This is a genomic window from Streptomyces sp. x-19 (genome assembly GCF_046549115.1).
Classification (GTDB): Bacteria; Actinomycetota; Actinomycetes; order Streptomycetales; family Streptomycetaceae; genus Streptomyces; species Streptomyces albulus_C.
Genome location: NZ_JAJPWK010000003.1, coordinates 360,286 through 386,874 on the forward strand (window position 1 = coordinate 360,286; position 26,589 = coordinate 386,874).

At 74.2% G+C, this 26,589-nt stretch carries 21 protein-coding genes; 15 read left to right on the forward strand and 6 right to left on the reverse strand.

Annotated features, from left to right (window positions below; genetic code table 11):
- Nucleotides 1–31 precede the first annotated feature (31 nt).
- From ACLJT4_RS10280 to ACLJT4_RS10310, 7 genes are all read left to right on the forward strand, one after another.
- The gene (locus tag ACLJT4_RS10280) at nucleotides 32–1,243 is read left to right on the forward strand and encodes a pyridoxal phosphate-dependent aminotransferase (protein WP_411121989.1); all 1,212 of its coding nucleotides are present in this window, start codon (nucleotides 32–34) and stop codon (nucleotides 1,241–1,243) included.
- 259 nt (nucleotides 1,244–1,502) lie between these two features.
- The gene (gene egtA / locus ACLJT4_RS10285) at nucleotides 1,503–2,783 is read left to right on the forward strand and encodes an ergothioneine biosynthesis glutamate--cysteine ligase EgtA (protein WP_411121990.1); all 1,281 of its coding nucleotides are present in this window, start codon (nucleotides 1,503–1,505) and stop codon (nucleotides 2,781–2,783) included.
- Nucleotides 2,780–4,102 carry an ergothioneine biosynthesis protein EgtB gene (gene egtB / locus ACLJT4_RS10290; RefSeq protein ID WP_411121991.1) on the forward strand — a complete coding sequence of 441 codons (1,323 nt, stop codon included), beginning with the start codon at nucleotides 2,780–2,782 and terminating at the stop codon, nucleotides 4,100–4,102. The genes egtA and egtB overlap by 4 nt, the downstream gene beginning before the upstream one ends.
- Nucleotides 4,102–4,857, forward strand: coding sequence for an ergothioneine biosynthesis protein EgtC (egtC, locus tag ACLJT4_RS10295; RefSeq protein ID WP_411121992.1), 756 nt, complete (start codon nucleotides 4,102–4,104; stop codon nucleotides 4,855–4,857). The genes egtB and egtC overlap by 1 nt, the downstream gene beginning before the upstream one ends.
- A complete protein-coding gene (egtD, locus tag ACLJT4_RS10300) occupies nucleotides 4,854–5,816 on the forward strand; it encodes an L-histidine N(alpha)-methyltransferase (protein ID WP_411121993.1) in 963 nt (320 codons plus the stop codon). The genes egtC and egtD overlap by 4 nt, the downstream gene beginning before the upstream one ends.
- 143 nt (nucleotides 5,817–5,959) lie before the next feature.
- A complete protein-coding gene (locus tag ACLJT4_RS10305; protein WP_411121994.1) occupies nucleotides 5,960–6,892 on the forward strand; it encodes a phosphatidylinositol-specific phospholipase C in 933 nt (310 codons plus the stop codon).
- Nucleotides 6,893–7,025: 133 nt separating this feature from the next.
- A complete protein-coding gene (locus ACLJT4_RS10310; RefSeq protein ID WP_411121995.1) occupies nucleotides 7,026–8,078 on the forward strand; it encodes a trypsin-like serine peptidase in 1,053 nt (350 codons plus the stop codon).
- A gap of 24 nt (nucleotides 8,079–8,102) precedes the next feature.
- Here the strand turns inward: ACLJT4_RS10310 and ACLJT4_RS10315 are convergent, their stop codons facing one another.
- Complete coding sequence (locus ACLJT4_RS10315) at nucleotides 8,103–9,143, reverse strand: phosphatidylinositol-specific phospholipase C domain-containing protein (protein WP_411121996.1); 1,041 nt, start codon at nucleotides 9,141–9,143, stop codon at nucleotides 8,103–8,105.
- 127 nt (nucleotides 9,144–9,270) lie between these two features.
- Between ACLJT4_RS10315 and ACLJT4_RS10320 the strand changes: the two genes are divergently transcribed.
- Nucleotides 9,271–9,810: a DUF2165 domain-containing protein gene (locus tag ACLJT4_RS10320; RefSeq protein WP_020930866.1), complete on the forward strand. Its 540-nt coding sequence runs from the start codon at nucleotides 9,271–9,273 to the stop codon at nucleotides 9,808–9,810.
- 55 nt (nucleotides 9,811–9,865) lie between these two features.
- Here the strand turns inward: ACLJT4_RS10320 and ACLJT4_RS10325 are convergent, their stop codons facing one another.
- Nucleotides 9,866–13,060, reverse strand: a complete 3,195-nt coding sequence (locus ACLJT4_RS10325) for a cytochrome P450 (protein WP_411121997.1) — start codon at nucleotides 13,058–13,060, stop codon at nucleotides 9,866–9,868.
- Nucleotides 13,061–13,207: 147 nt separating this feature from the next.
- Here ACLJT4_RS10325 and ACLJT4_RS10330 point away from each other — a divergent pair, with 147 nt between their 5' ends.
- Nucleotides 13,208–13,948 carry a PAS domain-containing protein gene (locus tag ACLJT4_RS10330; protein WP_411121998.1) on the forward strand — a complete coding sequence of 247 codons (741 nt, stop codon included), beginning with the start codon at nucleotides 13,208–13,210 and terminating at the stop codon, nucleotides 13,946–13,948.
- A 36-nt stretch (nucleotides 13,949–13,984) separates the two neighbouring features.
- The gene (locus ACLJT4_RS10335; RefSeq protein WP_016575016.1) at nucleotides 13,985–14,446 is read left to right on the forward strand and encodes a universal stress protein; all 462 of its coding nucleotides are present in this window, start codon (nucleotides 13,985–13,987) and stop codon (nucleotides 14,444–14,446) included.
- Between the two features lie 92 nt (nucleotides 14,447–14,538).
- On the opposite strand, the gene ACLJT4_RS10340 is transcribed toward ACLJT4_RS10335, so the two are convergent.
- Nucleotides 14,539–15,291, reverse strand: a complete 753-nt coding sequence (locus ACLJT4_RS10340) for a hypothetical protein (RefSeq protein ID WP_411121999.1) — start codon at nucleotides 15,289–15,291, stop codon at nucleotides 14,539–14,541.
- Nucleotides 15,292–15,562: 271 nt separating this feature from the next.
- Between ACLJT4_RS10340 and ACLJT4_RS10345 the strand changes: the two genes are divergently transcribed.
- The 3 genes from ACLJT4_RS10345 to ACLJT4_RS10355 all read left to right on the forward strand — a co-directional run bounded on the left by ACLJT4_RS10345 (nucleotide 15,563) and on the right by ACLJT4_RS10355 (nucleotide 18,250).
- Nucleotides 15,563–16,189 carry a hypothetical protein gene (locus tag ACLJT4_RS10345; protein ID WP_411122000.1) on the forward strand — a complete coding sequence of 209 codons (627 nt, stop codon included), beginning with the start codon at nucleotides 15,563–15,565 and terminating at the stop codon, nucleotides 16,187–16,189.
- A gap of 284 nt (nucleotides 16,190–16,473) precedes the next feature.
- On the forward strand, nucleotides 16,474–16,689 hold the full coding sequence (locus ACLJT4_RS10350; protein WP_016575010.1) for a dodecin: 216 nt from the start codon (nucleotides 16,474–16,476) through the stop codon (nucleotides 16,687–16,689).
- A 121-nt stretch (nucleotides 16,690–16,810) separates the two neighbouring features.
- Nucleotides 16,811–18,250 (forward strand): amino acid permease, encoded by a 1,440-nt coding sequence (locus ACLJT4_RS10355; protein WP_411122001.1) that lies wholly within the window; start codon nucleotides 16,811–16,813, stop codon nucleotides 18,248–18,250.
- On the opposite strand, the gene ACLJT4_RS10360 is transcribed toward ACLJT4_RS10355, so the two are convergent.
- Complete coding sequence (locus tag ACLJT4_RS10360; protein ID WP_411122002.1) at nucleotides 18,177–19,226, reverse strand: ArsR/SmtB family transcription factor; 1,050 nt, start codon at nucleotides 19,224–19,226, stop codon at nucleotides 18,177–18,179. The two genes, ACLJT4_RS10355 and ACLJT4_RS10360, sit on opposite strands and share 74 nt — an antisense overlap.
- A 114-nt stretch (nucleotides 19,227–19,340) precedes the next feature.
- Between ACLJT4_RS10360 and ACLJT4_RS10365 the strand changes: the two genes are divergently transcribed.
- On the forward strand, nucleotides 19,341–20,543 hold the full coding sequence (locus ACLJT4_RS10365) for an MFS transporter (protein WP_411122003.1): 1,203 nt from the start codon (nucleotides 19,341–19,343) through the stop codon (nucleotides 20,541–20,543).
- Nucleotides 20,544–21,094: 551 nt separating this feature from the next.
- On the forward strand, nucleotides 21,095–23,500 hold the full coding sequence (locus ACLJT4_RS10370; RefSeq protein WP_411122004.1) for a GH92 family glycosyl hydrolase: 2,406 nt from the start codon (nucleotides 21,095–21,097) through the stop codon (nucleotides 23,498–23,500).
- Between the two features lie 273 nt (nucleotides 23,501–23,773).
- Here ACLJT4_RS10370 and ACLJT4_RS10375 read toward each other — a convergent pair whose 3' ends face one another.
- Complete coding sequence (locus ACLJT4_RS10375; RefSeq protein WP_016576356.1) at nucleotides 23,774–23,986, reverse strand: EF-hand domain-containing protein; 213 nt, start codon at nucleotides 23,984–23,986, stop codon at nucleotides 23,774–23,776.
- A gap of 80 nt (nucleotides 23,987–24,066) precedes the next feature.
- Nucleotides 24,067–26,532: an excinuclease ABC subunit UvrA gene (gene uvrA / locus ACLJT4_RS10380; RefSeq protein ID WP_411122005.1), complete on the reverse strand. Its 2,466-nt coding sequence runs from the start codon at nucleotides 26,530–26,532 to the stop codon at nucleotides 24,067–24,069.
- Nucleotides 26,533–26,589 lie beyond the last annotated feature (57 nt).

The window sequence follows — 26,589 nt, forward strand, 5'->3', positions numbered from 1 at the left end:
GCGGCGGGCGAGAGAAGGAGGAGGCCGCCGCATGCAGTTCAAGCAGTCCAGCAAGATGGCCGACGTCTGCTACGAGATCCGCGGACCGGTGATCGAGCACGCGAACGCGCTGGAGGAGGCCGGCCACAGCGTCCTGCGGCTGAACACCGGCAATCCGGCGCTGTTCGGCTTCGAGTGCCCGGAGGAGATCCTCCAGGACGTGATGCGCAACCTCTCCCGTGCACACGGCTACACCGAGTCCCGCGGCATCCTGGCGGCCCGCCGCGCGGTGGCCCAGCGCTACCAGGAGGCCGGGCTGCCCGACGTCGACGTCGACGACGTCTACCTGGGCAACGGCGTCTCCGAACTGGTCTCGATGACGATCCAGGCACTGCTGGACGACGGGGACGAAGTCCTCATCCCGGCCCCCGACTTCCCGCTGTGGACGGCGGTCACCTCGCTCGCCGGCGGCACGCCGGTGCACTACGTCTGCGACGAGGGCGCCGACTGGCTGCCGGACCTCGACGACCTGGCCTCGAAGATCACCGACCGGACCCGCGCCCTGGTGATCATCAACCCCAACAACCCCACCGGTGCGGTCTATCCGCGCGAGGTGCTGGAGGGCATGCTCGACCTGGCCCGCCGCCACCAGCTGATGGTCTTCGCCGACGAGATCTACGACCGGATCCTCTACGACGACGCCGTGCACCACCACGCCGCGGTCCTCGCACCGGACCTGGTGTGCCTGACCTTCAGCGGACTGTCCAAGTCGTACCGGGTGGCCGGCTTCCGGTCCGGGTGGCTGGTGGTGTCCGGTCCCAAGGAACACGCCGCGGACTACCTGGAGGGACTGGACACCCTGGCGTCGATGCGCCTGTGTCCCAACGCCCCCGCGCAGTACGCCATCCAGGCGGCGCTCGGCGGCCGGCAGAGCATCGAGGACCTGGTCCTGCCCGGTGGCCGCCTGCGGGAGCAGCGCGACCGGGCCTGGGAGCGGCTCAACGACATCCCGGGCGTCTCCTGCGTCAAGCCCAAGGGCGCGCTGTACGCCTTCCCCCGCCTCGACCCCGCGGTCCACAAGATCCACGACGACGAGAAGTTCGTGCTCGACCTGCTGCTGCGGGAGAAGATCCAGGTCGTCCAGGGCACCGGCTTCAACTGGCCGCGCCCGGACCACTTCCGGATCCTCACCCTCCCCCACGCCGACGACCTGGACGCGGCGATCAGCCGGATCGGGCGGTTCCTGGCCGGCTACCGACAGTAGCGGGCCCGCCGCGCCGCCGAGAGCGGGGAGGCGCGTCCGCCGCCTCCCCTCGCCCCGGCACCCGGCACCCGGCACCCGGCACCCGGCACCCGGCACCCGAACGGGCGTACCGGATTTCCGGCCGTCCTCCCCCGTCCCACCTGCCCGGTCCCCGACACCGGGCCGCCCACCGCCGGCACGCGCTCTTGAGGGGACCGCCGGCACCGGCTTAGGTGGAGGGCGGCGATCCAGCCGCCGCCCCGGAGGGGAGAGGGAAGCGATGCCCGTACGGCCGGCAGTGTCAGAAGCGGAGCTCGAAGCGTATCTGCGCGGGATATGTTTCAAGACGGGTCCACCCCGACGCCTCGGCGTCGAGATCGAGTTGCTGGTCCACGACGCCCGCAACCCCCGATGTCCGGTCGCACCCGACCGGATGCACGCCGCGGAGGACGCCCTGCGCGCCCTGCCGCTCGACTCCTGCCTCACCTTCGAACCCGGCGGCCAACTGGAGCTCAGCTCGTTGCCCGCCACCTCCCTCACCGCCTGCGTCGAGGCGGTCAGCGCCGACCTCGCCCTGGTCCGCCCCACCCTGCGGGAGCTGGGCCTCGGCCTCGCCGGCCACGGCCACAACCCCTGGCACCCCCCGCGGCGGGTACTCCTCGCCCCGCGCTACGACGCCATGGAGGCGTACTTCGACCGCCGCGGACCGGCCGGCCGCGCGATGATGTGCGGCACCGCCTCGGTCCAGGTCTGCGTGGACGCCGGGCACGAGGAGCCCGGACCGCTCGGGCTGGGCCGACGGTGGGTGCTGGCGCACCTGCTGGGCGCCGTGCTGGCCGCCGCGTTCGCCAACTCCCCGCTCGCCGAGGGACGGCCGACCGGATACCGCACCACCCGCCAGGCCATCTGGGCTCAGCTCGACCCGGGCCGCACCTTCGCCCCGTCCGCGGACCCCGACCCGCGCGCCGCCTGGGCCCGCTACGCCCTGGACGCACCGGTGATGTGCGTCCAACGCCCGGACGGACCCTGGCACGCGCCGGAGGGCCTGACGTTCCGGGAGTGGATCCGCACCGGCCGGCCGCGGCCGGTGACGCGGGCGGACCTCGACTACCACGTCACCACGCTCTTCCCGCCGGTCCGGCCGCGCGGCCACCTGGAGCTGCGCATGATCGACGCGCAGCCCGGCCCGGACGGGTGGATCGTGCCGCTGGCCGTCACGGCCGCCCTGTTCGACGACCCGGAAGCCGCCGAGTACGCCTACCGCACGGTCAAGCCCCTCGCGGAGACGGCGGGTTGGCGTCCGGCGCCGGAGAACCCGCTGTGGCGGGCCGCCGCCCGGGACGCACTGACCGACCCCGAACTGCACGCCGCCGCGGTGACCTGTTTCGCCGCCGCGCAGGAGGCGCTGCCCCGGTTGGGCGCCGCCCCCGCGATCCGCGCGGCGGTCGCGGAGTTCACCGAGCGCTACGTGGCGCGCGGCCGCTGCCCGGCCGACGACCAGTTGGACGCGTTGCCCGCCGCGGCCGAGAGCCGCCTCGTCCGTGGGAAGGACAGCCCGTGACCATCGACTGCGAACCCTTCCGGGAGCGGGCCGCCGCGGCGCTGCTCGCCGCCCGCGACCGCACCCGCACGCTGACCGGCTGCGTCGAGGACCCGGACCTGATCGCCCAACACTCCCCGCTGATGTCCCCCCTGGTGTGGGACCTGGCGCACATCGGCAACCAAGAGGAGCAGTGGCTGCTGCGCACCGTCGGCGGCCGCGACGCGCTGCGCCCGGACATCGACTCCGTCTACGACGCCTTCGAGCACCCGCGGGCCGAGCGGCCCGCGCTGCCGCTGCTGGCGCCGGCCGAGGCCCGCGGCTACGTGGCGGAGGTGCGCGGCCGGGTGCTGGACGTGTTGGAGCGCGCCGAACTGCACGGCGGTCCGCTGCTGTCCGCCGGGTTCGCCTTCGGGATGATCGCGCAGCACGAACAGCAGCACGACGAGACGATGCTGATCACCCACCAGCTGCGCGCGGGCCCGCCGGTGCTCGACGCGCCCGAACCGCCGCCCGCGCCGGCCGGCCCCCTGCCGTCCGAAGTCCTGGTGCCCGGCGGGCCGTTCCTGATGGGGACGTCCACCGAACCGTGGGCCCTGGACAACGAACGGCCCGCACACCGGCGGTCGGTGCCGCCGTTCCTCCTCGACACCGCCCCGGTGAGCAACGGCGCCTACCAGCGCTTCATCGAGGACGGCGGCTACGACGACCCGCGCTGGTGGGACCCGCAGGGCTGGGCGCAGGTGCGCGAGCACCGCCTGCGGGCCCCGCTGTTCTGGCGGCGGGAGGGCCGGCAGTGGCTGCGCCGCCGGTTCGGGGTGACCGAGCCGGTACCACCCGACGAGCCGGTGCTGCACGTCAGTTGGTACGAGGCCGACGCCTACGCGCGGTGGGCCGGGCGGCGGCTGCCCACCGAAGCGGAGTGGGAGAAGGCCGCCCGGCACGACCCGGCGACCGGCCGGGACCGGCGCTACCCGTGGGGCGACGCGGACCCCACCCCGGAGCACGCCAACCTCGGCCAGCGGCACCTGCGACCGGCACCGGTCGGCAGCTACCCCGAGGGCGCCTCGCCGCTCGGCGTGCACCAGCTGATCGGCGACGTGTGGGAGTGGACGGCCAGCGACTTCCTGCCCTACCCCGGCTTCGCCGCCTTCCCCTACCGGGAGTACTCCGAGGTGTTCTTCGGCAGTGCGCACAAGGTGCTGCGCGGCGGCTCGTTCGGGGTGGACCCGGTCGCCTGCCGCGGCACCTTCCGCAACTGGGACCTCCCGGTGCGGCGGCAGATCTTCGCCGGCTTCCGCACCGCCCGGGACGCCGGCCCGGCCGCGGACGACGCCTGATGTGCCGTCATCTCGCGTACGTCGGACCGGAGATCCCGTTCGGGCGGGTGGTCCTGGATCCGCCGTACGGCCTCTACCGGCAGTCCTGGGCGCCGCGCCAGCAGCGGCACGGGACGGTCAACGCGGACGGCTTCGGCGTCGGCTGGTACGCGCCCGACGATCCGGTGCCGGCCCGCTACCGGCGGGCCGGGCCGATCTGGGCCGACGAGCAACTGCCGGACCTGGCGCGGGTGGTCCGCACCCGGTCGCTGCTGGCCGCCGTCCGGGACGCCACCGTCGCCGGCGCGGACGCCGAGGCGGCCGCCGCGCCGTTCGCCACCGGGCGATACCTCTTCAGCCACAACGGCGCGGTGGCCGGCTGGCCCGACACCATGGCGCCGCTGGCCGCCGGGCTGCCCCCGGTGGAGCTGCTGCGCCTCCAGGCCCGCAGCGACTCCGCGTTCCTGTGGGCCCTGGTGCACCGCCGGCTGGTCGCCGGCGACGACCCGGGCCGGGCGCTGGCCGCCACGGTGGAGGAGGTCGCCGCGGCGGCGCCCGGCTCCCGACTGACCCTGCTGCTGACCGACGGCGCCGGCATCACCGGCACCACCTGGGGCGACACCCTGTTCCACCGGGCCGTCCCCGGCGGCGGCCGGGTGGTCGCCTCCGAGCCCTACGACGAGTCCCCCCACTGGACCGAGGTCCCCGACCGCACGCTGCTGTGCGCCACCCCCACCGAGGTCCGTCTCACCCCGCTCAAGGAGCCCGCAACGTGAGCCCGCTCAGCCTCACCCGCACCCTGCCCGCCGACGCCACCGCGGCCGCCCTGCGCGCCGACGTCGTCGCCGGACTGTCCCGCACGCCCAAGCAGCTTCCGCCGAAGTGGTTCTACGACGCCCGCGGCTCGGAGCTGTTCGACGAGATCACCACCCTGCCGGAGTACTACCCCACCCGCGCGGAGCGCGAGATCCTACGCGCCACCGCGGACCGGATAGCCGCCGCCACCGGCGCGCGCACCCTGATCGAGCTGGGGTCCGGTTCCTCCGACAAGACCCGTCACCTGCTCCGCGCCCTCGCCGACCTGGACGCCTACCTGCCGGTCGACGTCAGCGAGTCCGCGCTGCGGGCCGCCGGCGAGGGGCTGTTGAAGGAACATCCGGACCTGACCGTGCACGCCCTCGTCGCCGACTTCCAGCAGGGCCTGGCGCTCCCGCCGACGCCCGGCCCCCGACTGCTGGCCTTCCTCGGCGGCACCATCGGCAACCTCCTGCCCCAGGAGCGGGCCGCGTTCCTGAGCTCGGTGCACGACCTGCTCGCCCCCGGTGACGCCCTGCTGCTCGGCACCGACCTGGTCAAGGACGAGGCCACCCTGGTCGCCGCGTACGACGACGCCCGCGGGGTGACCGCCGAGTTCAACAAGAACGTGCTGGCGGTCATCAACCGCGAGCTGGGCGGCGACTTCGACCCGGACGCCTTCGACCACGTCGCACGGTGGAACGCCGGGCAGGAGTGGATGGAGATGCGGCTGCGGGCCCGCACCGAACTGACCGTGAAGGTCCCCGGCGTCGACCTGGTCGTGCCGTTCGCGGCCGGCGAGGAGGTGCGCACGGAGGTCTCGGCGAAGTTCCGCGAGGACGGGGTCCGCAGCGAACTCGCCGCCGCCGGAATGAAGTTGACCGAGTGGTGGACCGACCGCGAGGGCCGGTTCGCGCTGTCCCTGGCGCTGCGCGTCTGAGCGGTGCCGATCCGGCCGGCGCGCGACCTGCGGGTACCCGGCCGCCCGTCGATGTGGTTCGATGCCCCGATCGCACATCCGTACGCGCCGTCGGGTGCACCCGCCGCGTACGGAGCCACACGGGCTCGACTAAGGGGCAGGGCATGGCCACGGCGCTGGATCGGCGGGGTTTCCTCAGGGGCGCGGCGGGACTGTCCGCCGCCGGGCTGTTCGCGGGCCTCGGCGGCGGGGGGACCGCGGCGGCCGCGACCCCCACCGCGGTCTCGGTACAGGACTGGATGTCCGCGCTCGGCGACGGCACGCCCGTGCAGCGACTGAGCATCCCCGGCACCCACGACTCCGGGGCCCGGATCGGCGGGCCGTGGGTGGCCTGCCAGAACACCTCGGTCGCCGAGCAACTCGCCGCCGGCATCCGGTTCCTGGACGTGCGCTGCCGGGCCATCGACGGCGTCTTCGCGATCCACCACGGCGCGTTCTACCAGGAGCTGATGTTCGGTGACGTGCTCAACGCCTGCCGGGACTTCCTGCGGGCGCACCCCACCGAGACCGTGCTGATGCGGGTCAAGCAGGAGTACTCGGAGGTCTCCGCCGAGGAGTTCCGGCAGGTCTTCGTCAGCTATCTGGACGGCAAGGGCTACCGGTCGCTGTTCCGGCTGGACGCGGGGCTGCCCACGCTGGGCGAGGCCCGGGGCCGGGTCGTGCTGCTGGCCGACTCGGACGGGCTGGGCGGTGTGCGGTACGCCGACCCGGCGCTGTTCGACGTCCAGGACGACTACATGGCCGAGCCGATCGGGAAGTACCCCAAGGTCGAGGCCCAGTTCCGCAAGGCGGTCGCCGAGCCCGGCAAGCTCTTCGTCAACTACGTCTCGACCGCCGCCCTGCTCCCGCCGCGGTCCAACGCCGACCGCCTCAACCCACGGGTCAAGGACCTGCTGGACGGTGCCGAGGGCAGCGCCTGGCGGGGGCTGGGCATCGTCCCGATGGACTTCCCCAACGAGTTCCACATGGCCGAGACGCTGATCCGGCACAACCTGGCCGGTCTCGGCGTCACCCGGTCGGCGCACGCGCACGCGTGATCGGGCCTCGAACCGAACCACGAGACGCTTCCGTGCATCAGACTGGTTGAAATGTCTGGTTCCGGCGCTGCCCCCGCCCCGCACGACGGTGCGCGGTGCGGCCGCGCCCACTGAAGCGGCGAGGCGGCACCTGGTGGAGACGAGCGAACGCGGGGCCGGGGCGGCGGCGACACGGGACGCACGGCCGGCGGACGGCCGGTCCGGGCCGGCGCCCACGGGGCCGGGAACGGGCGGCCCGATCCGCACCGGCCGGGCCCGCGCCGGGGTGCCGCTGCGGGTGACGGCGGCGCTCGCGGTGCTCACCGTCGTCGTGGGCGGCACGGCGCTGGCGCTCAAGGCCGCGCACCAGGATCCGTCCGTGGCGCCCGGGGACCCGGTCACCGGGACGTACGTCGCCTCGCGGTCGGCCGGCGACCGGGCGGCCGCCGCGGTGCTGGCCGGGCCGTACCGCGAGTCACCGGGCCCACGGGTCGTCGCCGTGCGCCGGACCGGTGACGCCCCGGCACCGCTGCCCGCCTCCCGCCCGCTGGCGGCCAGCGCGGCGGCTCCCTCGCCGCCGGTCGGGGCGCTCTTCTCGCCCGGCGACGACGGCGACGCGGGGCACTACTGCACGGCCAGCGTGGTGCACTCCCCCGCCGGCAACCTCGTCGCCACCGCCGCGCACTGCGTCCACGACGGCGGCTTCCGCACCCGGCTGGTGTTCGCCCCCGGCCTGCACGACGGGATCGCGCCCTACGGCCTGTGGGTGCCCACCCGCGTCTACGTGGACCCGCGCTGGATCAGCGACCGGGACCCGGACCACGACGTGGCGTTCCTCCGGGTACGCCGGCACGGCGGCACGGACCAGCGGATCGAGGACGTCACCGGTGCCGAACGGATGCGGTTCGACGCGCCGCCCGGCCGGCCGGCGCAGCTGACCGGCTACCCGTCCGACCGCGACACCCCGGTCAGTTGCCGGCACACCGCCGACGCCGAGGGCCCGGGCCAACTGCGCTTCCCCTGCGCCGGCTTCCCGGCCGGGACCAGCGGCGGTCCGATGCTCACCGACCTCGATCCGGTGACCGGCACCGGCTCGCTGATCGGGCTGATCGGCGGTCAGGACGGGGGCGGTGACGACAACACGTCGTACAGCAGCCGCTTCGGGGCGGACGTGGCGGCGCTGTACCGGCGGGCCACCCGCGGCTAGCGGGCGGCCCGGCCCCGGCCCCGCTCAGGCGCCGCCGCGCGGGAGGACGGTGGCGAGGACCGACGGCAGCGGGTACCAGTCGGCGGTGGCGAAGCTGGCGTGTGCGGCGGCGAGCTTGCCGACCCGGGCCAGGGCGTCCGTCTCGGTGGGGCGGGTGGGGTCCAGGGCCGGCGGGACCTTGTGGGCGTCGGTCATGACCAGCAGGTAGTGGCGGGCGTCGTACCAGGAGGTGTCGATGGAGCCGTCGAGGTACGTGGCGGCGTCGCCGTCGAACACCACGAACCAGGGGCGCAGCGCCGGGTCGGCGTAGCGGTCCCGGGGGTCGCCCGGGGCGGCGCCGTGCACGGCGGGGAAGGCGGTGGCCCGGGCGAGTTGGCCGCGGGCGGCGAGGTCCCTCAGGTGGCCGGCGTACTCGACGTCGGTCCACAGCTTGTCGAACGGGTTCTTCTCCTCGACGGTGCCCGGTATCAGCTCGAAGAGGAACTTCCCGGCCAGGTCGGCGCGCGGCGGCCAGCCGCCGGCCCGCACCGCCGCGTCGAGGGTGGGGTGGCCGTGCGCCAGGTCGCCGGGCCCGTAGACCGCGTCGCCCAGCTTCTGGCGTATCAGGGCGTCGAATTCGGCCGGTCCGCGGCCGCCCTTGGCGTTGAAGCCGTCCTTCATCTCGACCTTGACCAGAATCGGGCGGTGGCCGGGGTGGGCGTCGTGCCAGGCCCGCAGGTCGGCCAGGCAGCCGGCGAAGTCCTGGTTGCGGTCCTTGCTGCGCAGTTCGTCGGCGGTGGCCGCGCCGACGCAGTTGTTGTTGTTGCCGAGCGGGTTGCCGTGCGAGACGCGCCACGAACCGCCCAGGCCGTTGGTCCAGACGTCCACTTCGACGAGTGCGGCACCGGAGTCCAACGCATCGGCGAAATAGGGGTACTTGGCCTTCTCGTAGGCGTTGTGCACCCCCACCGCGGTGCTGGTGCCGTAGGTCGTGGGGGCGGCCGTCCCGGCCCCCGCCGGGCCGCTCGCCGCGATCACCGCCGCCGCCGCGACGGCCACCGTCCCCGCACACCGCTTCCTGTTCATGCGCCCCGCTTCCCCTCGTGTCCCGCCAGGTCGGTGAGCAGAGTACGGGAGTTGTCGGTCGGCGAGCGGAACGACGACGGGCGCGGTACGGTCAGCGACGCAAACGATCAAGCGAAAGGGTGTGCGGATGCGGATCCGGGGGAACGACGGGGCCGGCTCGGGCGGGCTGTCATGGACGGCGGCGGTGCTGACGGGGACGGTGGCTCTCTACATAGCGCTGGTCGCGTTCGGCAACATCACCGACTTCGGCACCAACCGGGAGTACGTCCGGCATGTGCTGGCGATGGACACCACCTTCCAGGACCCGGACCTGATGTGGCGGGCCGTCACCTCACGGGGCGCGCAGGACGCCGCCTACGTCGCGGTGATCGCCTGGGAGTCGGTGGCGGCACTGGTGCTGCTCGCGGCGACCGCGCTGTGGGTCGTGCGCGGGCGGTCCGGCGGCGCCGGGCGGGCGCGGCAACTGGCCACCGTGGGGCTGCTGATGATGATGGTGCTGTTCGGGGCCGGCTTCTGGGCGATCGGCGGCGAGTGGTTCGCGATGTGGCAGTCAAAGCAGTGGAACGGGGTCGAGGCCGCGGTGCGGAACTTCCTCATGACCGGGGTGGTGCTGCTGGTGGTGCAGTTCTCGGGGGCCGTCGGGCGGCCCGCGCGCACCGACGCGTGACGCACCGGCGGCGGGTGCGCGAGGACCGCACCCGCCGCCGGCGCCCCGTGGCGCGTCAGCCCGCCGCGTAGACGTCCTCGACGTAGCGGCCGGCAGCGGTCAGTTCGCGCAGCCACGCCTGGGACTCCTGCTCCGACGCGCCGGTGCGCTCGCGGTGCACCGCACGGAAGGCGTCCCGGACCCCGGGCGCCATCCGGCTGCCGTCGCCGCAGACGTACACCCGGGCGCCGGCCCGCAACAGCTCCCACACCTCGGTGGCCTCGGCCGCGATCCGGTGCTGGACGAAGCGGTGGCCGTTCTCGGGGCGGGCGCTGAAGACGGGGCGGACGGCGACGGCGCCGGCCCGCTCGGCGGCGGCGAACTCCGCGGCGTGCAGGAAGTCGCCGTCGGGGTCGTCGCAGCCGAAGTAGAGCCGGGCCGGGGTCGTCCGGCCGGCCGCCACGCGGTCGGCGACGGCGCCGCGGAACGGCGCCAGCCCCGTGCCGGCGGCGACCAGGATGACCGGGGTGTCGTCGTCCGGGTCGAGACGGAACGCCTCCCGGCACGGCTGCACCCGGGCCAGCACGGTGTCGCCGGGGCGCACGGCGTGCAGGTGCGTCGAACCGGTGCCTCCGGGCAGCAGCGAGACCATCAGGTCGGCGTGGCGCGGGTCGGCGGCGGGCGACGAGGACAGCGAGTAGTGGCGGGTGCGCAGCGGCGGCAGCAGCTCCAGGACCACCGGCCAGGGCAGCGCGCCGCGCAGCGCGGGGTGCGCCTCGATCAGCTCGACGAGGCTGCGCGGATCGTCGTCGGGAAGGTTCTCCAGGGCGTGCCGCTCGGGCGGGCAGGGGTTGTGGGCGGCGAGCAGGGCCCGCTGTTCGGGCGTCGGGCGCATGCCCAACTCCAGGTGGTGAGTGAGGAGTTGCCGCACGGTCAGCGGTCGGTCGATCGGCAGCGTGTCGCGGGCCGGGCGGCCCGTGGGCGGGCGCAGCGCCAGCACGGAGTCCGCGTCGACGCCGAGCGCCGCGGCGGTGCGGGCCACCGCCTGGGGGGTGTTGACCGGCAGCACCGCGAGGTGGTCGGCGGTGCGGTAGGTGACGCCGTCCGGGAGCGCCAGGCGCAGGAAGCGCTTGGGCCGGGACCAGCCGTCGGCGGTCAGGTCGTACGCCTCGGTGACGGTCATCGGGACGAGGTCGTGCCGGGCGGCGAGCGCGTCGAGCGGGCCGCCGGTGAGCGCGGTGACGGCGTAGCCGGTGTCGGCGCCGTCCGCGCCCCGGTCGCCGATGCTCGCCGGGTCACCGTGCCGGATAAGTAGCTCGGTACGCAGGGCGGCGCCGAACTTCCTTACCGCGCCGGCGAGTTCACCGGAGGCGTCGGCCTCGGCGCGGGGCAGCAGCCGCTCGCCGCCGAGGGCGGCCAGCCGGTCGTCGAGGAAGGTGGGGACCTGCTGGTAGGTGGCGGCCCAGTTGCGGTCGCCGACGCCGAGCACGGCGTAGTGGACACCGGCCGCGGCGCCCTCCGGGGCGGTGCCGAGCCAGGCGGTGAACGCGGCGGCGTCATCGGTCGGTTGACCGTTGTACGAGGCGGCGACGAGGACGACGGGTCGGTCGGTCGGCAGGCCACCGGCGTGCGCGTTCAGCGGCGCGACCTCGGTGGCGAAGCCCAGGGCGGTGGCCTCGTCGGCGAGCCGCTCGGCGAACTCCCGGCAGGTGCCGTAGTTGGTGCCGTGCAGCAGGAGCAGTCCGGTGCCCTGCGGGACGCGGGTGGGCAGGCCCGCGTCGGCCGCGGCGCCGGTGGCGTCGCCCTCCGCCGCTCCGGCGGGCCCGCCGGGCAACACGGCCAGCGCACTGCGCACCGCGGCCCGGTCGGCGGGGGTGCGGGGGGCCAGGGCGAGGGTGAAGCCGTCGGGCTTGAGGGTGAGGGTCTCCTTGACGCGGAGCCGGTAGTCGGCGTGGTCGACGAGCCGGTAGCGGTGCACCAGCAGGGCCAGCAGCATGGTGGCCTCGTGCAGCGCGAACTGCCGGCCGATGCAGGCACGTTCACCGGTGCCGAACGGCTTGTAGGCGTGCGGGGAGCGGGCCGCCTCGGCCTCCGGCGTGAAGCGGAACGGGTCGAACGCCTCGGGGTTGTCGCCCCAGACCGGGTCGCGGTGCAGCATCGGGGTCAGCACGGTGACCAGGGACCCGGCGGCGACCGGGTAGCGGCCACCGAGGACCGTGTCGGTGCGGGCCTGACGGGTGAAGGCCGCGGCGGTCGGCCACAACCGCAGCGTCTCGTTGAGGACCTGACGGGTGAACGCCAGCTTGCCGATGTCCTCGAACGTCGGGTCCGGGTCCGCCTCGTCGCCCCACAGTTCGTCGGCCTCGCGCTGCACCAGGCGCAGCGCGACCGGGTCCTTCAGCAGGTGGTAGAGGGCGAAGGAGAGTGCGCCGGAGGTGGTTTCGTGACCGGCGATGAGGAAGGTGATGACCTGGTTGCGGATGTTGGCGAGGTCGAGGGCCGGCCCCTGGTGCGCCGCTTCGCCCTCCCCGGCGGCGAGCATCAGACCCAGCAGGTCGTCGTCGCGGCGCTCCCCGCTGGCGGTGCGGGCGGCGATCACCTCGTCGACGACGGACGCGAGGTAGTCGGCGTCCGCCCGGAACGCCGCGTCGGCTGCGGTGTGGTCGGCGTCGGGCTGGCGGGCGAACTTGGTCATGCTCCACTCCAGGCAGCGCACCATCGCCTCGACGAAGGGGTGCGGGGTGTCCCGGGAGAACGACTCGAAGTCGAAGCCGAAGCCGGCCAGTCCGATGGTGTCCAGCGTCATCCGCGTCATGTCCTCGGCGACCGCGACCGGGCGGCCCTCGGCCATCCGGCGGTCCCAGGACGCGGTGACCCGGCGAGCCACCTTCAGCATCGCCGGGTGGTAGGTCCGCATCGAGCCCAGGGCGAAGGCCGGCATCAGGAGCTCGTGGGCCTTGGCCCAGTTGGGTTCGTCGTTGTAGGCGGTGAACAGACCGTCACCGGCGAACTCCCGCACGTTCTCCAGGACCACCGAGACGCCCTTGGCGAAGCGGGTCTCATCGGAGACCTCGGTGACCAGGTCGACGGAGGAGAGGAAGAGCGTCTCGCGCGCACCGAACTTGCGCACGTAGGCCGGGCCGTGGACCCGGGCGAGGTCCATGGCCTGCTGGAGGGGGGTGCTGCTGATCCCGGTCGCCGTGAGGTCGGCGACCGGGACGCCCACGGCGCTGGCGCGGTCGCCCGTCTGGGGCGCGATGGTGTCGGTCATGTCTCCAGCGTGACCGGCCCGATGCCCACCCCCGCTCCGGGGAACTGCATGATTGTGCAGTGGTTCGTCGTCGCGCGCCCTTGCGCCTGCGGCGAGGATGGGGCTAGGGACGGCTGCTGCGACGGTAGAAAGGGCGGAATCCGGACGATGGGCAGGGCGACGCACGGCGGTGCGCCGGAGGACGACACCGGCACGGACTGCCCGCGCCCCGGGCCGCCGACCCCGCCCGCCCCGCCCCCGGCCAGCGCCTACCGCGACTACTTCGTGATGCTGCTGGACCGCATCCCCACACCGATCGCGGTGTGCCGGGCGGACGGCCAGGTGCTGATCGCCAATCCGGCGATGGCGGCGCAGTGGGGCGCGGTCCCCGGTCAGCTGCGCGGCCGCAACCTGCTCGACCTGTTCCGGCCCCGGGACCCCGCGCAGATCGCCCGGATCATGGAGGCGCTGCGGCTGGGCCGGCGGTCCCGCTACCCGGTCGAGGTGCGGTGGCGGACCGGACCCGACGAGCCCGAGCGGCAGGGGCAGCTGACGATCGATCCGGTCGGCGACCCGTCCGCGGCACCGCCGTCGCTGCTGGCCCTGCTGCGCGAGGACACCGGCTCCACCGCCGCACCGCCGGCCGTGCCACGCGCCGCCACCAGCCCCGTAGAGGCCCGGATCCTGGCGCTGGCCGCCGGCGGGGCGACCACCGCCGCGATCGGCAGCGCACTGGGACTGACCGTCGACGGCGTGAACTACCACCTCACCCGGCTGGCCCGCCGCTGGCGCGTCCAGGGCCGCACCGCACTGGTGGCCAAGGCGTACGTGCTCGGGGTGCTCGCCGCGGACCGCTGGCCGCCCGCGCCCGCGGCGCCCGACGACGGCGCGCGACCGCCCGGCCCCTGAGTTCGGCTGCCCGGGCGTGCGGATAACCTCCCTGGTGTGGAGGACAACGCAGCCGCGCCGTTCGAGCGCGGAACGGACGGCCCGAAGGTCATCGTCGTCGGCGTCGACGGCTCCGACTCGTCCTGGCGGGCCGCGGCGTACGCGGCCGGGCTGGCCAGGCGGCAGGGGTCGAAGCTGGTGATGGTCTACGTCCAGCCGGTGCTGGCGACCGGGGCCGCGTTGGGCGCACCGGTCATGGACACCACCAACGAGGTCGCCGAGGAGCTGATGGCCGAGATCCGCAAGGCCACCGAACGGCTCGACGGGATATTCCACCTGCGGTGGGAGTTCCACACGCTGCGCGGGGACCCGTACAACGGCATGGTGCAGATGGCCGACGAGCTCAAGGCGGACGCGGTGGTGGTCGGCGCCTCGGAGTCCGCGGGCCACCGCATCATGGGCTCGGTCGCGGTGCGGCTGGTCAAGGCCGGCCGCTGGCCGGTCACGGTGGTGCCCTAGCGTCCTTGGTCGGAGGTTCCCCGGCAGGGGGATTTCGGCGCCGGGCCCGTACTCGGCCGAGTGCGGGCCCGGTGGTGCACGGGCTGCGGGCGTTACACCTGCCGGTCCCCTTGCCAGGTGACGGACGTGATCGCGGCCAGACCACCGTTCGCCAGGCCCTTGTAGGTCACCCTCCGGGCAGGGCCGACCTCGTGGGCGACGCGTCGTGCCAGCTCCGCCCCGTCGTGGAACAGCCGCTCCCACTCGGCGTCGTACTTGCCGTCCTCCCGGTCCCGCACGTCCAGGTTCAGCGTGACGTCGATGGTCTTCGCCCACCCGTACAGGGCGGCGACGAGATCGTCGGACAGGGTCAGCGCGGCGACGGGATCGTCGGGAAAGAAGTCCCCGAATCCCTCCGCGCGCAGCGGACCGAACGTGAACTCGCCCTCCACCGTGAGGTCAACGGGGTGCGGCCGTGCGCCGTGACTGTCGCGATCCCAGTGCAGGCGGTCACAGCCCCAGCACGCCCACTTCGCCGATTTCTGGCGCTCGTCCCAGTAGCGCACCGCCCACGACGGCCCGAGGTGCCGTGCCAGTCGCTGGGCGATCGCCGACCCCTGCCCGACGTGTTCTCGCAGGTCCGGGCGGGAGGCGAAGCCCTCCCGCGGGCGGGACAGCGACCAGGAGCGCAGTGCGTCGGCCAGATCCGCCGGGAGGCCCAACCGGTAGTCGTCCAACGCCATGGTGCGGGTGAAGGAACCGAGGTCCTCGTAGGCCCAGGGCCCCTCCGCCTCGTACAGCGCGGACGACTCACCGCGGGCCTGAACGAGCACGTAGTGCGGTTCTTCGTAGGTCATGCGGGTCATGCGGGACTGGCTCCGATCGCGAATCCGTTGTCGCCCACGCTAACGGCCACTCGCTGGCTGCCGCCGGGGAACCCCCGATCCGTCCCCTGCCCGAACTCCCCCGCACGCCCGAAACGCCATGCACCAGCCCCACGTTGACGTCGCCGCTCGCCGGTCAGGGGGACGGCAAGCCTGGCGTACTCCCTCACCTTCGACCGCGGCCGCCCTGCTGAACTCCCTTCCGGCCTCCCGGAACGTGAACGCGGGGGCGAACCCCCGTTACCCTGCCCGCGTGAACGGTACGGATGGGGTGCGGAGTGTTCCCGACTGGCGGGTGCTCATCGTCGGGGGCGCATCGGGGATGGGGAAGACCGGCGTCGGCCGGGCACTGGCACGGCGCTACGACGTCCCCGTCGTGGAGGTCGACGACATCGTGGAGGCCCTCCTCGCGGTGACACTGCCCGAGCACCTGCCGGAGGTCCACTTCTGGCGCACCCACCCGGAAGCCGCCCGTCAGGCGCCCGAGTCGGTGGTCGAGCGGCAGATCGCGATCGCCGAGGCGCTGGCGCCGGCGATCGAGGCGGTGGTGGCCAACCACGTGGGCACCGACACCCCGGTGATCCTGGAAGGGGACTACGTCCTGCCCGGACCGGCGACGCCCGGAGGTCCGGTCCGTGCCGTCTTCCTCCACGAGGACGACGAGGCCCAGGTGACGGCCAACTACCTGCGCCGGGAACCGGAGGCCGGACCACAACGCCATCGCGCACGCGTCAGCGTCCTGTACGGCCGGTGGCTCGCCGCGCAGGCACGGGCCGCCGGCGCGTCGGTCGTCGCCCCTCGTCCATGGGAGGACCTGGCCGACCGCGCCGCCGAGTCGGTGGAAACGCGCGACGCCGCGCCCGCTGGCCACGCCTCATAGGTACGGCACGCCCCGGAAACCACCGTCAGCAGCCCTGCTCAGCAGCGGAGCGGCGCCACTCCCGGCCGACGCACGCGGCCAGGAGGCGGGCGTCGATCGCCTCGCCGAACCAGGCGTCGAACAGCCTCTGCGCCGAACTCGCCATCGCCGACCAGGCCGCACTCCACCTCGCGGCCGCCCCTCGCCCCCGTACACCCCCGGTCCCGGCCCGCTGGTGGGGTGGGCCGGGGTGAGGCACGGTGGAAGGTGGACGGGGGGAGCGCCGCCCCGATGAGGGAGAGATCGTGACCGACCGCACGTACCGCGTGACCGAGATCGTGGGGACGTCCCAGCAGAGTGTGGACGCCGCCATCCAGAACGGCATCAGGCGCGCCTCAGGCACGCTGCGCAATCTCGACTGGTTCGAGATCACGCAGGTCCGCGGCCACATCATCGAGGGGCGGATCGATCACTACCAGGTCGGTCTGAAGGTCGGTTTCCGGTTGGAGGAGGCGGGCTGAAGCCCCGGGGGCCGAATGGCTGCCCGCCGCCGCGTCGCCTTCGTACCGCGCCGCCGGCGGTCCATGATGATCCGCCGTCGAACCACGACGGGCACGTACCGAGCGTACGGAAGGATCACGCATGGCACGCCTGCTGCGCGCGGGTCAGGGCGTCTGGCGCCGCAAACCCATCGAGCACATCGAGGAGCCGGAGGGCACGGCGGGCCAACAGCTCACCCGTGAGCTGGGACTGTGGCAGCTGACCGCGATCGGCGTCGGCGGCATCATCGGCGCCGGCATCTTCACGCTGGCCGGCACCGTCGCCCATGAGAAGGCCGGCCCCGCGGTCCTGGTCTCGTTCCTCATCGCGGGCGTGGCCAGCGCCGCGGCGGCGTTCTCCTACGCCGAGTTCGCCGGGCTGATCCCGAAGGCCGGCTCCGCCTACACCTACGGCTACGCGGTGTTGGGCGAGCTCGCCGGCTGGTTCATCGGCTGGGACCTGCTGCTGGAGTACACCGCGATCGTGGCGGTGGTCGCGATCGGCATCTCCGGCTACTTCGCGTTCCTGCTCGGCGAGATGGGGCTGAAGCTGCCGCTCTGGATGCTGGGCGCGCCGGGCACCGGCCCGGGGCACCGGGTGGACCTCTTCGCTTCGGTGCTCTGCCTGTTGATCGCCTACCTGTTGACGCTGGGCATCAAGAACGCGGCCCGCTTCGAGACGATCGTGGTCGGGCTGAAGGTGCTGGTGGTGCTGGTCGTCGTCGGTGTCGGCTTCTTCCACCTCGACACCGCCAACTACCGGCCGTTCTTCCCGTTCGGGGTGACCGGCGCGTTCACCGGGGCGGCCACCGTCTTCTTCGCGGTGTTCGGCTACGACGCGATGAGCACCGCGGCCGAGGAGTCCAAGGACGCCCAACGCCACATGCCCCGGGCGATCATGTACTCGCTGGCCATCTCGATGGTGCTGTACGTGCTCGCCTGCCTGGTGCTGACGGGCATGCAGAACTACCGGCACATCGACCCGGAGAGCGGCTTCTCCACGGCCTTCAAGTCGGTCGGGCTGGACACGTTGGCGGACGTGATCGCGGTCGGCGCGATCATCGGCATCCTGACCGTGATGTTCACCTTCATGCTGGGGGTGACCCGGGTCTGGTTCGCCATGAGCCGGGACGGACTGCTGCCCAAGTGGTTCGCCAAGACCAGCGCCACCCACCACGTACCGGTGCGGGTCACCTGGATCGTCGGCGCGGCGTCCGCGCTGATCGCCGGGTTCCTGCCGATCGGGGAGGCCGCCGAACTGACCAACATCGGCATCCTGCTGGCCTTCGTGGTGGTGTGCGTCTCGGTGATCGTGCTCCGCTACAAGCGCCCCGACCTGCCGCGCACCTTCCGCACGCCGGGCATGCCGGTGGTGCCGGCGCTCGGGGTGTGCTTCTCGCTGTGGCTGATCACCTTCCTGGAGTGGCAGACCTGGGTGCGGTTCGCGGTGTGGTTCGTGATCGGCCTGGTCATCTACTTCTCGTACTCCTACCGCAAGTCGGAGTTGGCGACGGCGGACCGGACGGCTCCGGGCCCGCGGTGACGGCCCGTACGACCGCCTCCCCGGCGTCCGTCCGGCGGTAGAGCACGCTGCGCCCGGCCCGGCGGCGGGCGATCAGGCCGGCGTCGCGCAGCACTTGGAGGTGCCGGCCGACCGAGCCCAGGCCCTGGCCGGTCAGGGCCACCAGCTGGGTGGTGCTCTTCGGCGCGCCCAGCAGCATCAGCACCGCCGCCCGGCCGCCGCCCAACAGGGCCGTCAGCGCGCCCGGTATCGGCGGGCGGCCCGGCTCGGCCAGCGCGCCGGAACACGGGTAGACCACCGCGGAGCGCGGCGGCGTGCGCCCGTCGGTGTCCCAGGAGAGCCAGGACTGCTGTGGGGTGACCGGGACGAACAGCAGGTGGGCACCGGCCAGTTGGCGTGCCGGATGGTCGTGCGCGGTGATCTGGAGGCGGTTCGTGCCGAGCCAGCGCAGGCCGGGGCGCATCCCGTCCAGCGCCGCGACCCAGCCGCCGCTGCCGAGCCGGGCGGTGCGCGCCAGCACGTCGGCCTCCAGCACCCGGCGACGGCGCGGCCAGTCCGGCTGCACGGTGCGCCGCCAGACCCAGTCCAGCAGCGCGGCGGCGCGTTCCGGCAGGTCGGCGCGGTGGCGGAGGGCGGCCGGGAGCGGGGCGCCGGCCAGGGCCTCGACGAGGTCGGCGCGGGCGGTGGCCGGCGGGGTGTCGCGGACCCGGGCGAGTTCGGCGGGGAAGCCCTGGTCGGCGTCTCCGGTCGGGGCGGGTGTCAGGAACGTCGCGTTCCAGGTGGGGCGCAGGGCGCAGCGCACCAGGAGGGCGGTGGGCGGGTCGGCGGCCAGACGGGCGCGGTAGGCGGGCAGGTGGGCGTCGAGCCAGGCGCGTTCGCCCGGGTGCGCGGCGGTGCCGCGGTGCAGCGTCTTCAGGGCCGCGGTGGTCTCGGCCAGCGGCGAGAGGGCGAACCGGCCCGCGGCGAGGGTGTCCGCCGTGATCTCCCACCAGCCCACGCCACCGCCCCCGTTCCGTGCTCCCACCGTGCGCGCCCGGCGCGGCCCCCGCACGGGTTTCGCAGGTCCGCGAAACTGTACGCCGCGCGCCCCGGCGGCCCGGACACTCCCGCCATGCGCAGCTACCGCGAGCTCTTCCGCACCCCGGAGTTCCGTCCGCTCCTGATCGCCTCCACCGGGCAGGTGGCCGGCCAGACGGTCGGCGGCCTGGCCCTCGGCACGCTGGTGTACGGGACGACCGGCTCCCCGCTGTTGTCGTCGCTCGCCATGTTCGGCCCGTCCTTGGCGCAGATGGTCGGCGCGGCCACGCTGTTGTCGGCGGCCGACCGGCTCCCGCCGCGCGCCGCGCTGGGTGCCCTGGGGCTGCTGCTGGGCGCGGGCACCGCCGTCCAGGCCGTCCCCGGCCTGCCGGTGGCCGCGTCGTTCGCCGTGCTGATGGTGCTGGGGGTGCTCTCGTCGCTGGGCGGCGGGGTGCGCTACGGGCTGCTCGGCGAACTGCTGACGCGGGACGGGTACCTGCTGGGCCGCTCGGTGTTCGCCATGGCGTCCGGGGTGGTGCAGATCTGCGGCTTCGCGGCGGGCGGGGCGCTGGTGGCGGCGGTGTCGCCGCGCGGGGCGCTGCTGGTCGCGGCCGGGCTGCACGCCGCCGGTGCGGTAGCGGCCCGCCAAGGACTGGCCCGGCGACCGCCGCGCGCCACCGGCCGCCCCTCGCCGGCCGCGACCTGGCGCACCAACGCGGTGCTGTGGGCCGACCGGCGGCGGCGCCGCGTCTACCTCGCGTTGTGGGTGCCGGGCGGCCTGATCGTCGGCGCCGAGTCGCTCTACGTGCCGTACGCGCCCGCGCTGGCGGGGTCGCTCTTCGCCTGTGGTGCGCTCGGCATGCTGGTCGGGGACACGGTTGTCGGCCGGTTCGTGCCGCGCCGCCGGGCGGAGCGCCTGGTGGTGCCGCTGTGCCTGCTGCTGGCCGGCCCGTACCTGGTCTTCGCGGTGCGGCCGCCGACGGCCGTGGCGCTGACGGCGGTGCTGCTCGCCACCGTCGGCTACGCCTCGGGCCTGCTGCTCCAGGACCGGCTGATGGCGCTGACCCCCGAGGAGCTGAGCGGTCACGCCCTCGGGCTGCACTCCGCCGGCATGCTCACGCTCCAGGGGGTGGGCGCCGCCCTGGCCGGTGCGCTGGCCGAGTGGACGGCACCGGGGCGGGCCATCGCGACGCTCGCCGGGGCGTCGCTGGCGGTGACGGCGGTGCTGGCGCCCGGGCTGCGGGCGCAACCGGCACTCCACACGGCGACCGGGGCGGGTGCCGGGCACGACGCCTGACGCCGGACGGGGTCGGCCGCGACGCCCCGTCCGCCGCCGCACCGCGGGCCACCGCTGCCCGACGATCCGGTGCCACCACAGCCACCAGGGCAGGCGGCGGCGCGGAACGTACGCCCAGATGTCCACGTCGGGCTCCGTGTCGCGCGGGCAGCGGCGCAGCAGTTCGAGACAGCGGGCCTCCACCGTGCGGTGCAGCCGGGCGGTGTGGGCCGGCGCGACGCCGCCCTGGTGGCACAGCCGGCGTCGACCGTCTCCGAGGCCCGCTCCAGCGTCCGCGCGACGCGGGGCAGGATCGCCGCGGGGTGCGGAGGGGTGAGGGCCGGCCCGATGGCGAGTTCGGCCGCGTCCAGTGCGACGGCGTACCGGACGGACGCGACGGGCAGGGGCGCGGGAACGGCCTGGTCCGGGCCGGTCGGAGGCGGTTCTGACGGCTGCACGGCACCACCGTGGGCGAGCGGGGGTGGCGCATCGGGCGCCCTTGACGCGCCGTGGTCGGGACCCAAGAATGACCCCGCCTTGACAACGTTGTCGGCACTCCTGGAGGTCTGCCCATGCCCTGGACCAGACGCAACCGGCCGCGCACCGCGGGCGCCGCGGTGGCGGCCGTGCTCCTCGGGAGCGTGCTCACCGCCCCGGCCGCGCACGCCGCCCCCGCCCAGCCGCCCGACGGCCGCCTCACCGACCTCGTCAACCCCTTCATCGGCAGCAAGAACGACGGCAACACCTACCCCGGGGCCGCCGTGCCGTTCGGCATGGTGCAGCTCTCTCCTGACACCGGGCACACCACCGGCTACGACTACGACGACGCCCACATCCGCGGCTTCAGCGCGGTGCACGTCTCCGGCGTCGGCTGCGGGCTCGGCGGCGACCTGCCGGTGCTGCCGACCACCGGCGACGTCACCGAGACCGACTACGCGAAGTACGCCGCCGGGTACACCCACGACGGCGAGGCGGCCCGGCCGGGCTCCTACCGCGTCCGACTCACCTCGTACGGCGGGATCACCGCCGAGCTGACCGCGACCGCCCGCACCGGCAAGCAGCGCTACACCTTCCCCGCCACCGACAAGGCCAACGTGCTGCTCAACGCCGGCCAGTCGCTGCACCGGACGGTCTCCACGCACGTCGAGGTGGTCGACTCCCGCACCATCCGCACCACGATCACCGGCCGCGGCTTCTGCCAGGACACCCGGCCGTACACCGTCCACACCGTCACCCGCTTCAACCGGCCGTTCACCGCGTACGGGACGTGGCGCGGCGACACCGTCACGCCCGGCTCGCGGGACTCCACCGCGCCCGGCCGGCACGGCGCCTATGTCCGGTTCGACACCCGCGCCGACCGCGTCGTCGAGGCGACGACCGCGCTCAGCTACGTGGACGCGGCCGGCGCCTCCCGCAACCTCCGTGCGGAGGGCGGGAGTTCCTTCGACGCGGCGAAGGCGGCGGCGGACGCGGCCTGGGAGCGGCGGCTCGGCACGGTGCGCGTCCGCGGCGGCGACCGCACGCTGCGCCGGACCTTCTACTCCGCCCTCTACCGCTCCTTCCTCGCCCCGAACGTCGGCAGCGACGTGGACGGCCGCTACACCGGATGGGACCAACGCCCGCACCGGGAAAAGGGGTTCACCTACTACCAGAACTGGTCGCTGTGGGACACCTACCGGACCCAGACCCAGCTGCTGTCCCTGCTCGCACCCCAGGAGGCGCGCGACATGGCCCTGTCGGTGCTGCGCGTCGACGCGGAGGGCGGCTGGTTGCCCAAGTGGGGCTACGGGACGGTCGAGACCAACATCATGACCGGCGATCCGGTGACCCCGTTCCTGACCAACGCCCACCGGCAGGGGCTGCTCAAGGGCCACGAGGAGGAGGCGTACGCGGCGCTGAAGAAGAACGCCGACGGGGTGCCGCCGGCAAACTCCCCCGCCGTCGGCCGGGAGGCCAACGCCGCGTACCTCAAGAACGGGTACGCGCCGTACCTCAAGGGGCGTCCGCACACCAAGCCCGGTGACTCCGACTTCGACCACAGCGCCTCGGCGACCCTGGAGTACGCCCTGGCGGACGCGATGCTCGCGCAGATGGCCCACGACCTCGGCCACCACGCGGACGCCGACCGCTACGCCGCCCGGGCCCTCAACTACCGCGCCCTCCACGACCCTTCCACCGGCTTCTTCCGGGCCCGGGACGGGCAGGGGGCGTTCACCGGCCCCGCCGACCCGGCCAAGAGCGAGGGCTTCCACGAGGGCACGGCCTGGCAGTACCAGTGGCTGGTGCCGCAGGACCTGCCGGGGATGGTGGCCCTGATCGGCGGCAAGACAGCGGCCACGGAACGGCTGGACTCGTTCTTCGCCTACCGGCAGTTGCTCGCCGATCCGGCGAGGACCGCCCGTGAGGTGTGGGTGAACGGCCCCTACGACTACTACAACGCCGACAAGTACAACCCGCAGAACGAACCCGACCTGATCGCCCCGTACACCTACCTCTCCACCGGCCAGCCCTGGAAGACCACGGACGTGGTGCACGCCGCGCTGACACTGTTCACCGACACTCCCACGGGCATGACCGGCAACGACGACCTGGGCACGATGTCGGCCTGGATGGTGCTCTCCGCGATCGGTGTCTTCCCGGTCCAGCCGGGCACCGACACCTGGGGCCTGAGCACCCCGGTCTTCGACCGGGTGGACCTGGCACTGGACCGGCGCTACTACCCCGCCGGCCGGTTCACCATCACGGCCCCCGGCACGTCGACCAGCCACCGCTACGTGCAGTCCGTACGGCTCGACGGCACACCCCGGGACCGCACCTACCTGACCACCGCCGACCTGCGCGCCGGCCGTGGACTCCGCTTCGCGGTGGGCCCCGAGCCGTCGCGGTGGGGCACCGGTGACCGGGCGGCCCCGCCGCCGGTGGGCACGCCGGGGGCGCTCGCCTCACCCCCGCACCAGCACGACCAGGGCGAGCGCTGAGAGCACGGCGGCGGAAGCCAGATTCCGGGCCGGCGATCCGGCCGACCGGCACCGGCTCCTGCTGGCGGCGTGGGCGTCGGCCGGGTTCGCGCCGCTGGTGCGGGTGCCGCCAGCGCGGGGCGCCGGTTTTGGTGCGGCGCTTCGTGGTGGTGGTGCGGCGCGGCAGTGCCGGGCAGCCCCCGTTCGCCCGCGCCGTGGCGGCGCTGCGCGAGGTCGTGGACGAACGGACGGCGGAGGGGGTGTGAGACCGGGCCGCGGGCCCGGTCCCGCGGCTCAGCCCTGGACGGACTTCCAGAACTCGTCGAACGACATCAGGCCGTCGCCGTCGGTGTCCTTGGCCTTGATGACCGCTTCGGCCACCGGGCCGGTGACCAGGTGGTCGCCCATCTCGGCCATCGCGTGCTTGAACTCGTCCGGCGTGACCCGGCCGTCGCCGTCCGCGTCGAACCGCGCGAACGTGGCCCTGGCCTGCTCTATGTCTGCCACGGGTGGTGCCCCTTCGTCGTGCCGCGGCCGCCGTGTGCCGGAACCGCGGGGTGATCTGACCCGCGTACATTAGCGGACCGTCAAGAACGGTCCCGGTGGGCCCCGTAGCGGGCGAGATAGCGGGCGGTGCGGCTGCCGGGGGCGGCGGCGACCTCGGCGGGGGTGCCGGCGGCGACGATCCGGCCGCCCTCCGTGCCGCCGCCCGGACCGAGGTCGATGACGTGGTCGGCGCCGGCCACGACGCCCATGTCGTGTTCGACGACCACCACGGTGTTGCCCGCGTCGACCAGGCCGTGCAGTTGGCGCAGCAGCACCTCGGTGTCGGCGGGGTGCAGGCCGGTGGTGGGCTCGTCGAGGAGGTAGAGGGTGTGGCCGCGGCGGGCCCGCTGGAGTTCGGCGGCGAGTTTGATGCGCTGGGCCTCGCCGCCGGAGAGTTCGGTGGCGGGCTGGCCGAGGCGCAGGTAACCGAGGCCGACGTCCTTCAGGGTGCGCAGGCTGCGGGCGGCGGCGGGGACGTCGGCGAGGAACTCCGCGGCGTCGTCGACGGTCAGGCCGAGGACGTCGGCGATGGTGCGGCCGCGGTGGGTGATCTGGAGGGTCTCGGGGTTGTAGCGGGCGCCGTGGCAGTCGGCGCACGGGGCGTAGGTGCCTGGCAGGAAGAGGAGTTCGACGGCGGTGAACCCCTCGCCCTGGCAGGTCCCGCAGCGGCCGGCCGGGACGTTGAAGGAGAACCGGCCGGCGGTGTAGCCGCGGGCGCGGGCCTCGTCGGTGGCGGCGAAGACCTTGCGGACGGCGTCGAACAGGCCGGTGTAGGTGGCGAGGTTGGAGCGCGGGGTGCGGCCGATGGGCCTCTGGTCGACGCGGACCAGGCGGTCGACGGCGTCCAGTCCGGTGGTGGCGGTGAGCCGGGCGCGCACCGCCGGCCCGGTGTCGTGGTCGTCGCCGGGCTCGTCGGTGTCCGGGCGGGCGGCCGCGGCACCCAGGCGGTCCTGGACGGCCTCGGCCAGGACCCGGGTGACCAGGGTGGACTTGCCGGAGCCGGAGACTCCGGTGACGGCGGTGAAGACGCCGAGCGGGAAGGCCGCGTCCAGGTCGCGGAGGTTGTGCAGGGTGACGCCGTGCAGGGTCAGGGTGCCGGTGGGGGTGCGCGGGGTGCGGGCGGGCGGCGGTTCGGCGGCGAAGAGGAAGCGGCGGGTGGCGGAGTGCTCGGCGTGCGCGAGGGCGGCGACGGGGCCGCTGTGCAGCACCCGGCCGCCGTGCTCCCCGGCGCGCGGGCCGATGTCCACGAGCCAGTCGGCGTGCCGGACCACGTCCATGTCGTGTTCGACGACGAAGAGGGTGTTGCCGGCTTCCTTGAGGCGGCCGAGGACGGTGAGCAGGGCTTCGGTGTCGGCGGGGTGCAGGCCGGCGGAGGGTTCGTCGAGGACGTAGACCACGCCGAAGAGGCCGGACCGCAGTTGGGTGGCCAGGCGCAGGCGTTGGAGTTCGCCGGCGGAGAGGGTGGGGGCGGGCCGGTCCATGCTGAGGTAGCCCAGGCCGAGTTCGGTGAGGACCTCGATGCGGGCGACCAGGTCGCGGGCGAGGGTCGGGGCGGGGTCGTCGTCGGGGCGGGCGACGGTGGGGCGGAGGAACTCCGCGAGGGCGCCGAGCGGGAGGCCCGCGAGGGTGGCGATGTCGCGGCCCTCGAAGGTGACCGCCAGCGCCTCGGGGCGCAGCCGCCGGCCGTCGCACACGGGGCAGGGCTCGGCGGTCAGGAACTGGCGGACGCGTTTGCGCAGCGTCTCGCTCTTGGAGTCGGCGAAGGTGTGCAGGACGTAGCGCCGGGCGCTCATGTACTGGCCCTGGTAGGGGCGTTGGATGCGGCCGGCCTCGCGGACCGGGTGGACGGTGACGACGGGTTGTTCGTCGGTGAACAGGATCCAGTGCCGGTCGGCCGCCGGGAGGTCGCGCCAGGGGCGGTCGACGTCGTGGCCGAGGGTGGCGAGGATGTCGCGGAGGTTCTTGCCCTGCCAGGCGCCGGGCCAGGCGGCGACGGCGCCGTCGCGGATCGAGCGCGACGGGTCGGGGACGAGGGAGTCCTCGGTGACGCGGTGGACGGTGCCCAGTCCGTGGCACTCCGGGCAGGCGCCGGCTGCGGTGTTGGGTGAGAAGGCGTCGGAGTCGAGCCGCCCGGTGCTGCCGGGCGGGTAGTCGCCGGCGCGGGAGAACAGCATCCGCAGGGTGTTGGAGAGGGTGGTGACGGTGCCGACGGAGGAGCGGGAGGTGGGCGCGGAGCGCCGCTGCTCCAGCGCGACGGCCGGCGGCAGCCCGCTGATCTCCTCAACCTTGGGCGCGCCGACCTGGTGGATCAGTCGCCGGGCGTACGGGGCGACCGATTCGAAGTAGCGGCGCTGCGCCTCAGCGTAGAGGGTGCCGAAGGCGAGCGAGGACTTGCCCGATCCGGACACCCCGGTGAACGCGACCAGCGCGTCCCTCGGGATGTCCACGTCGATGCCACGGAGGTTGTGCTCACGGGCGCCGCGCACCCGGACGTACGAGTCGGTCATCCCTCCATGATCGGACACCGTCCGCGGTGCGCACGGCACCCGTGCGCGGCGGGCGCA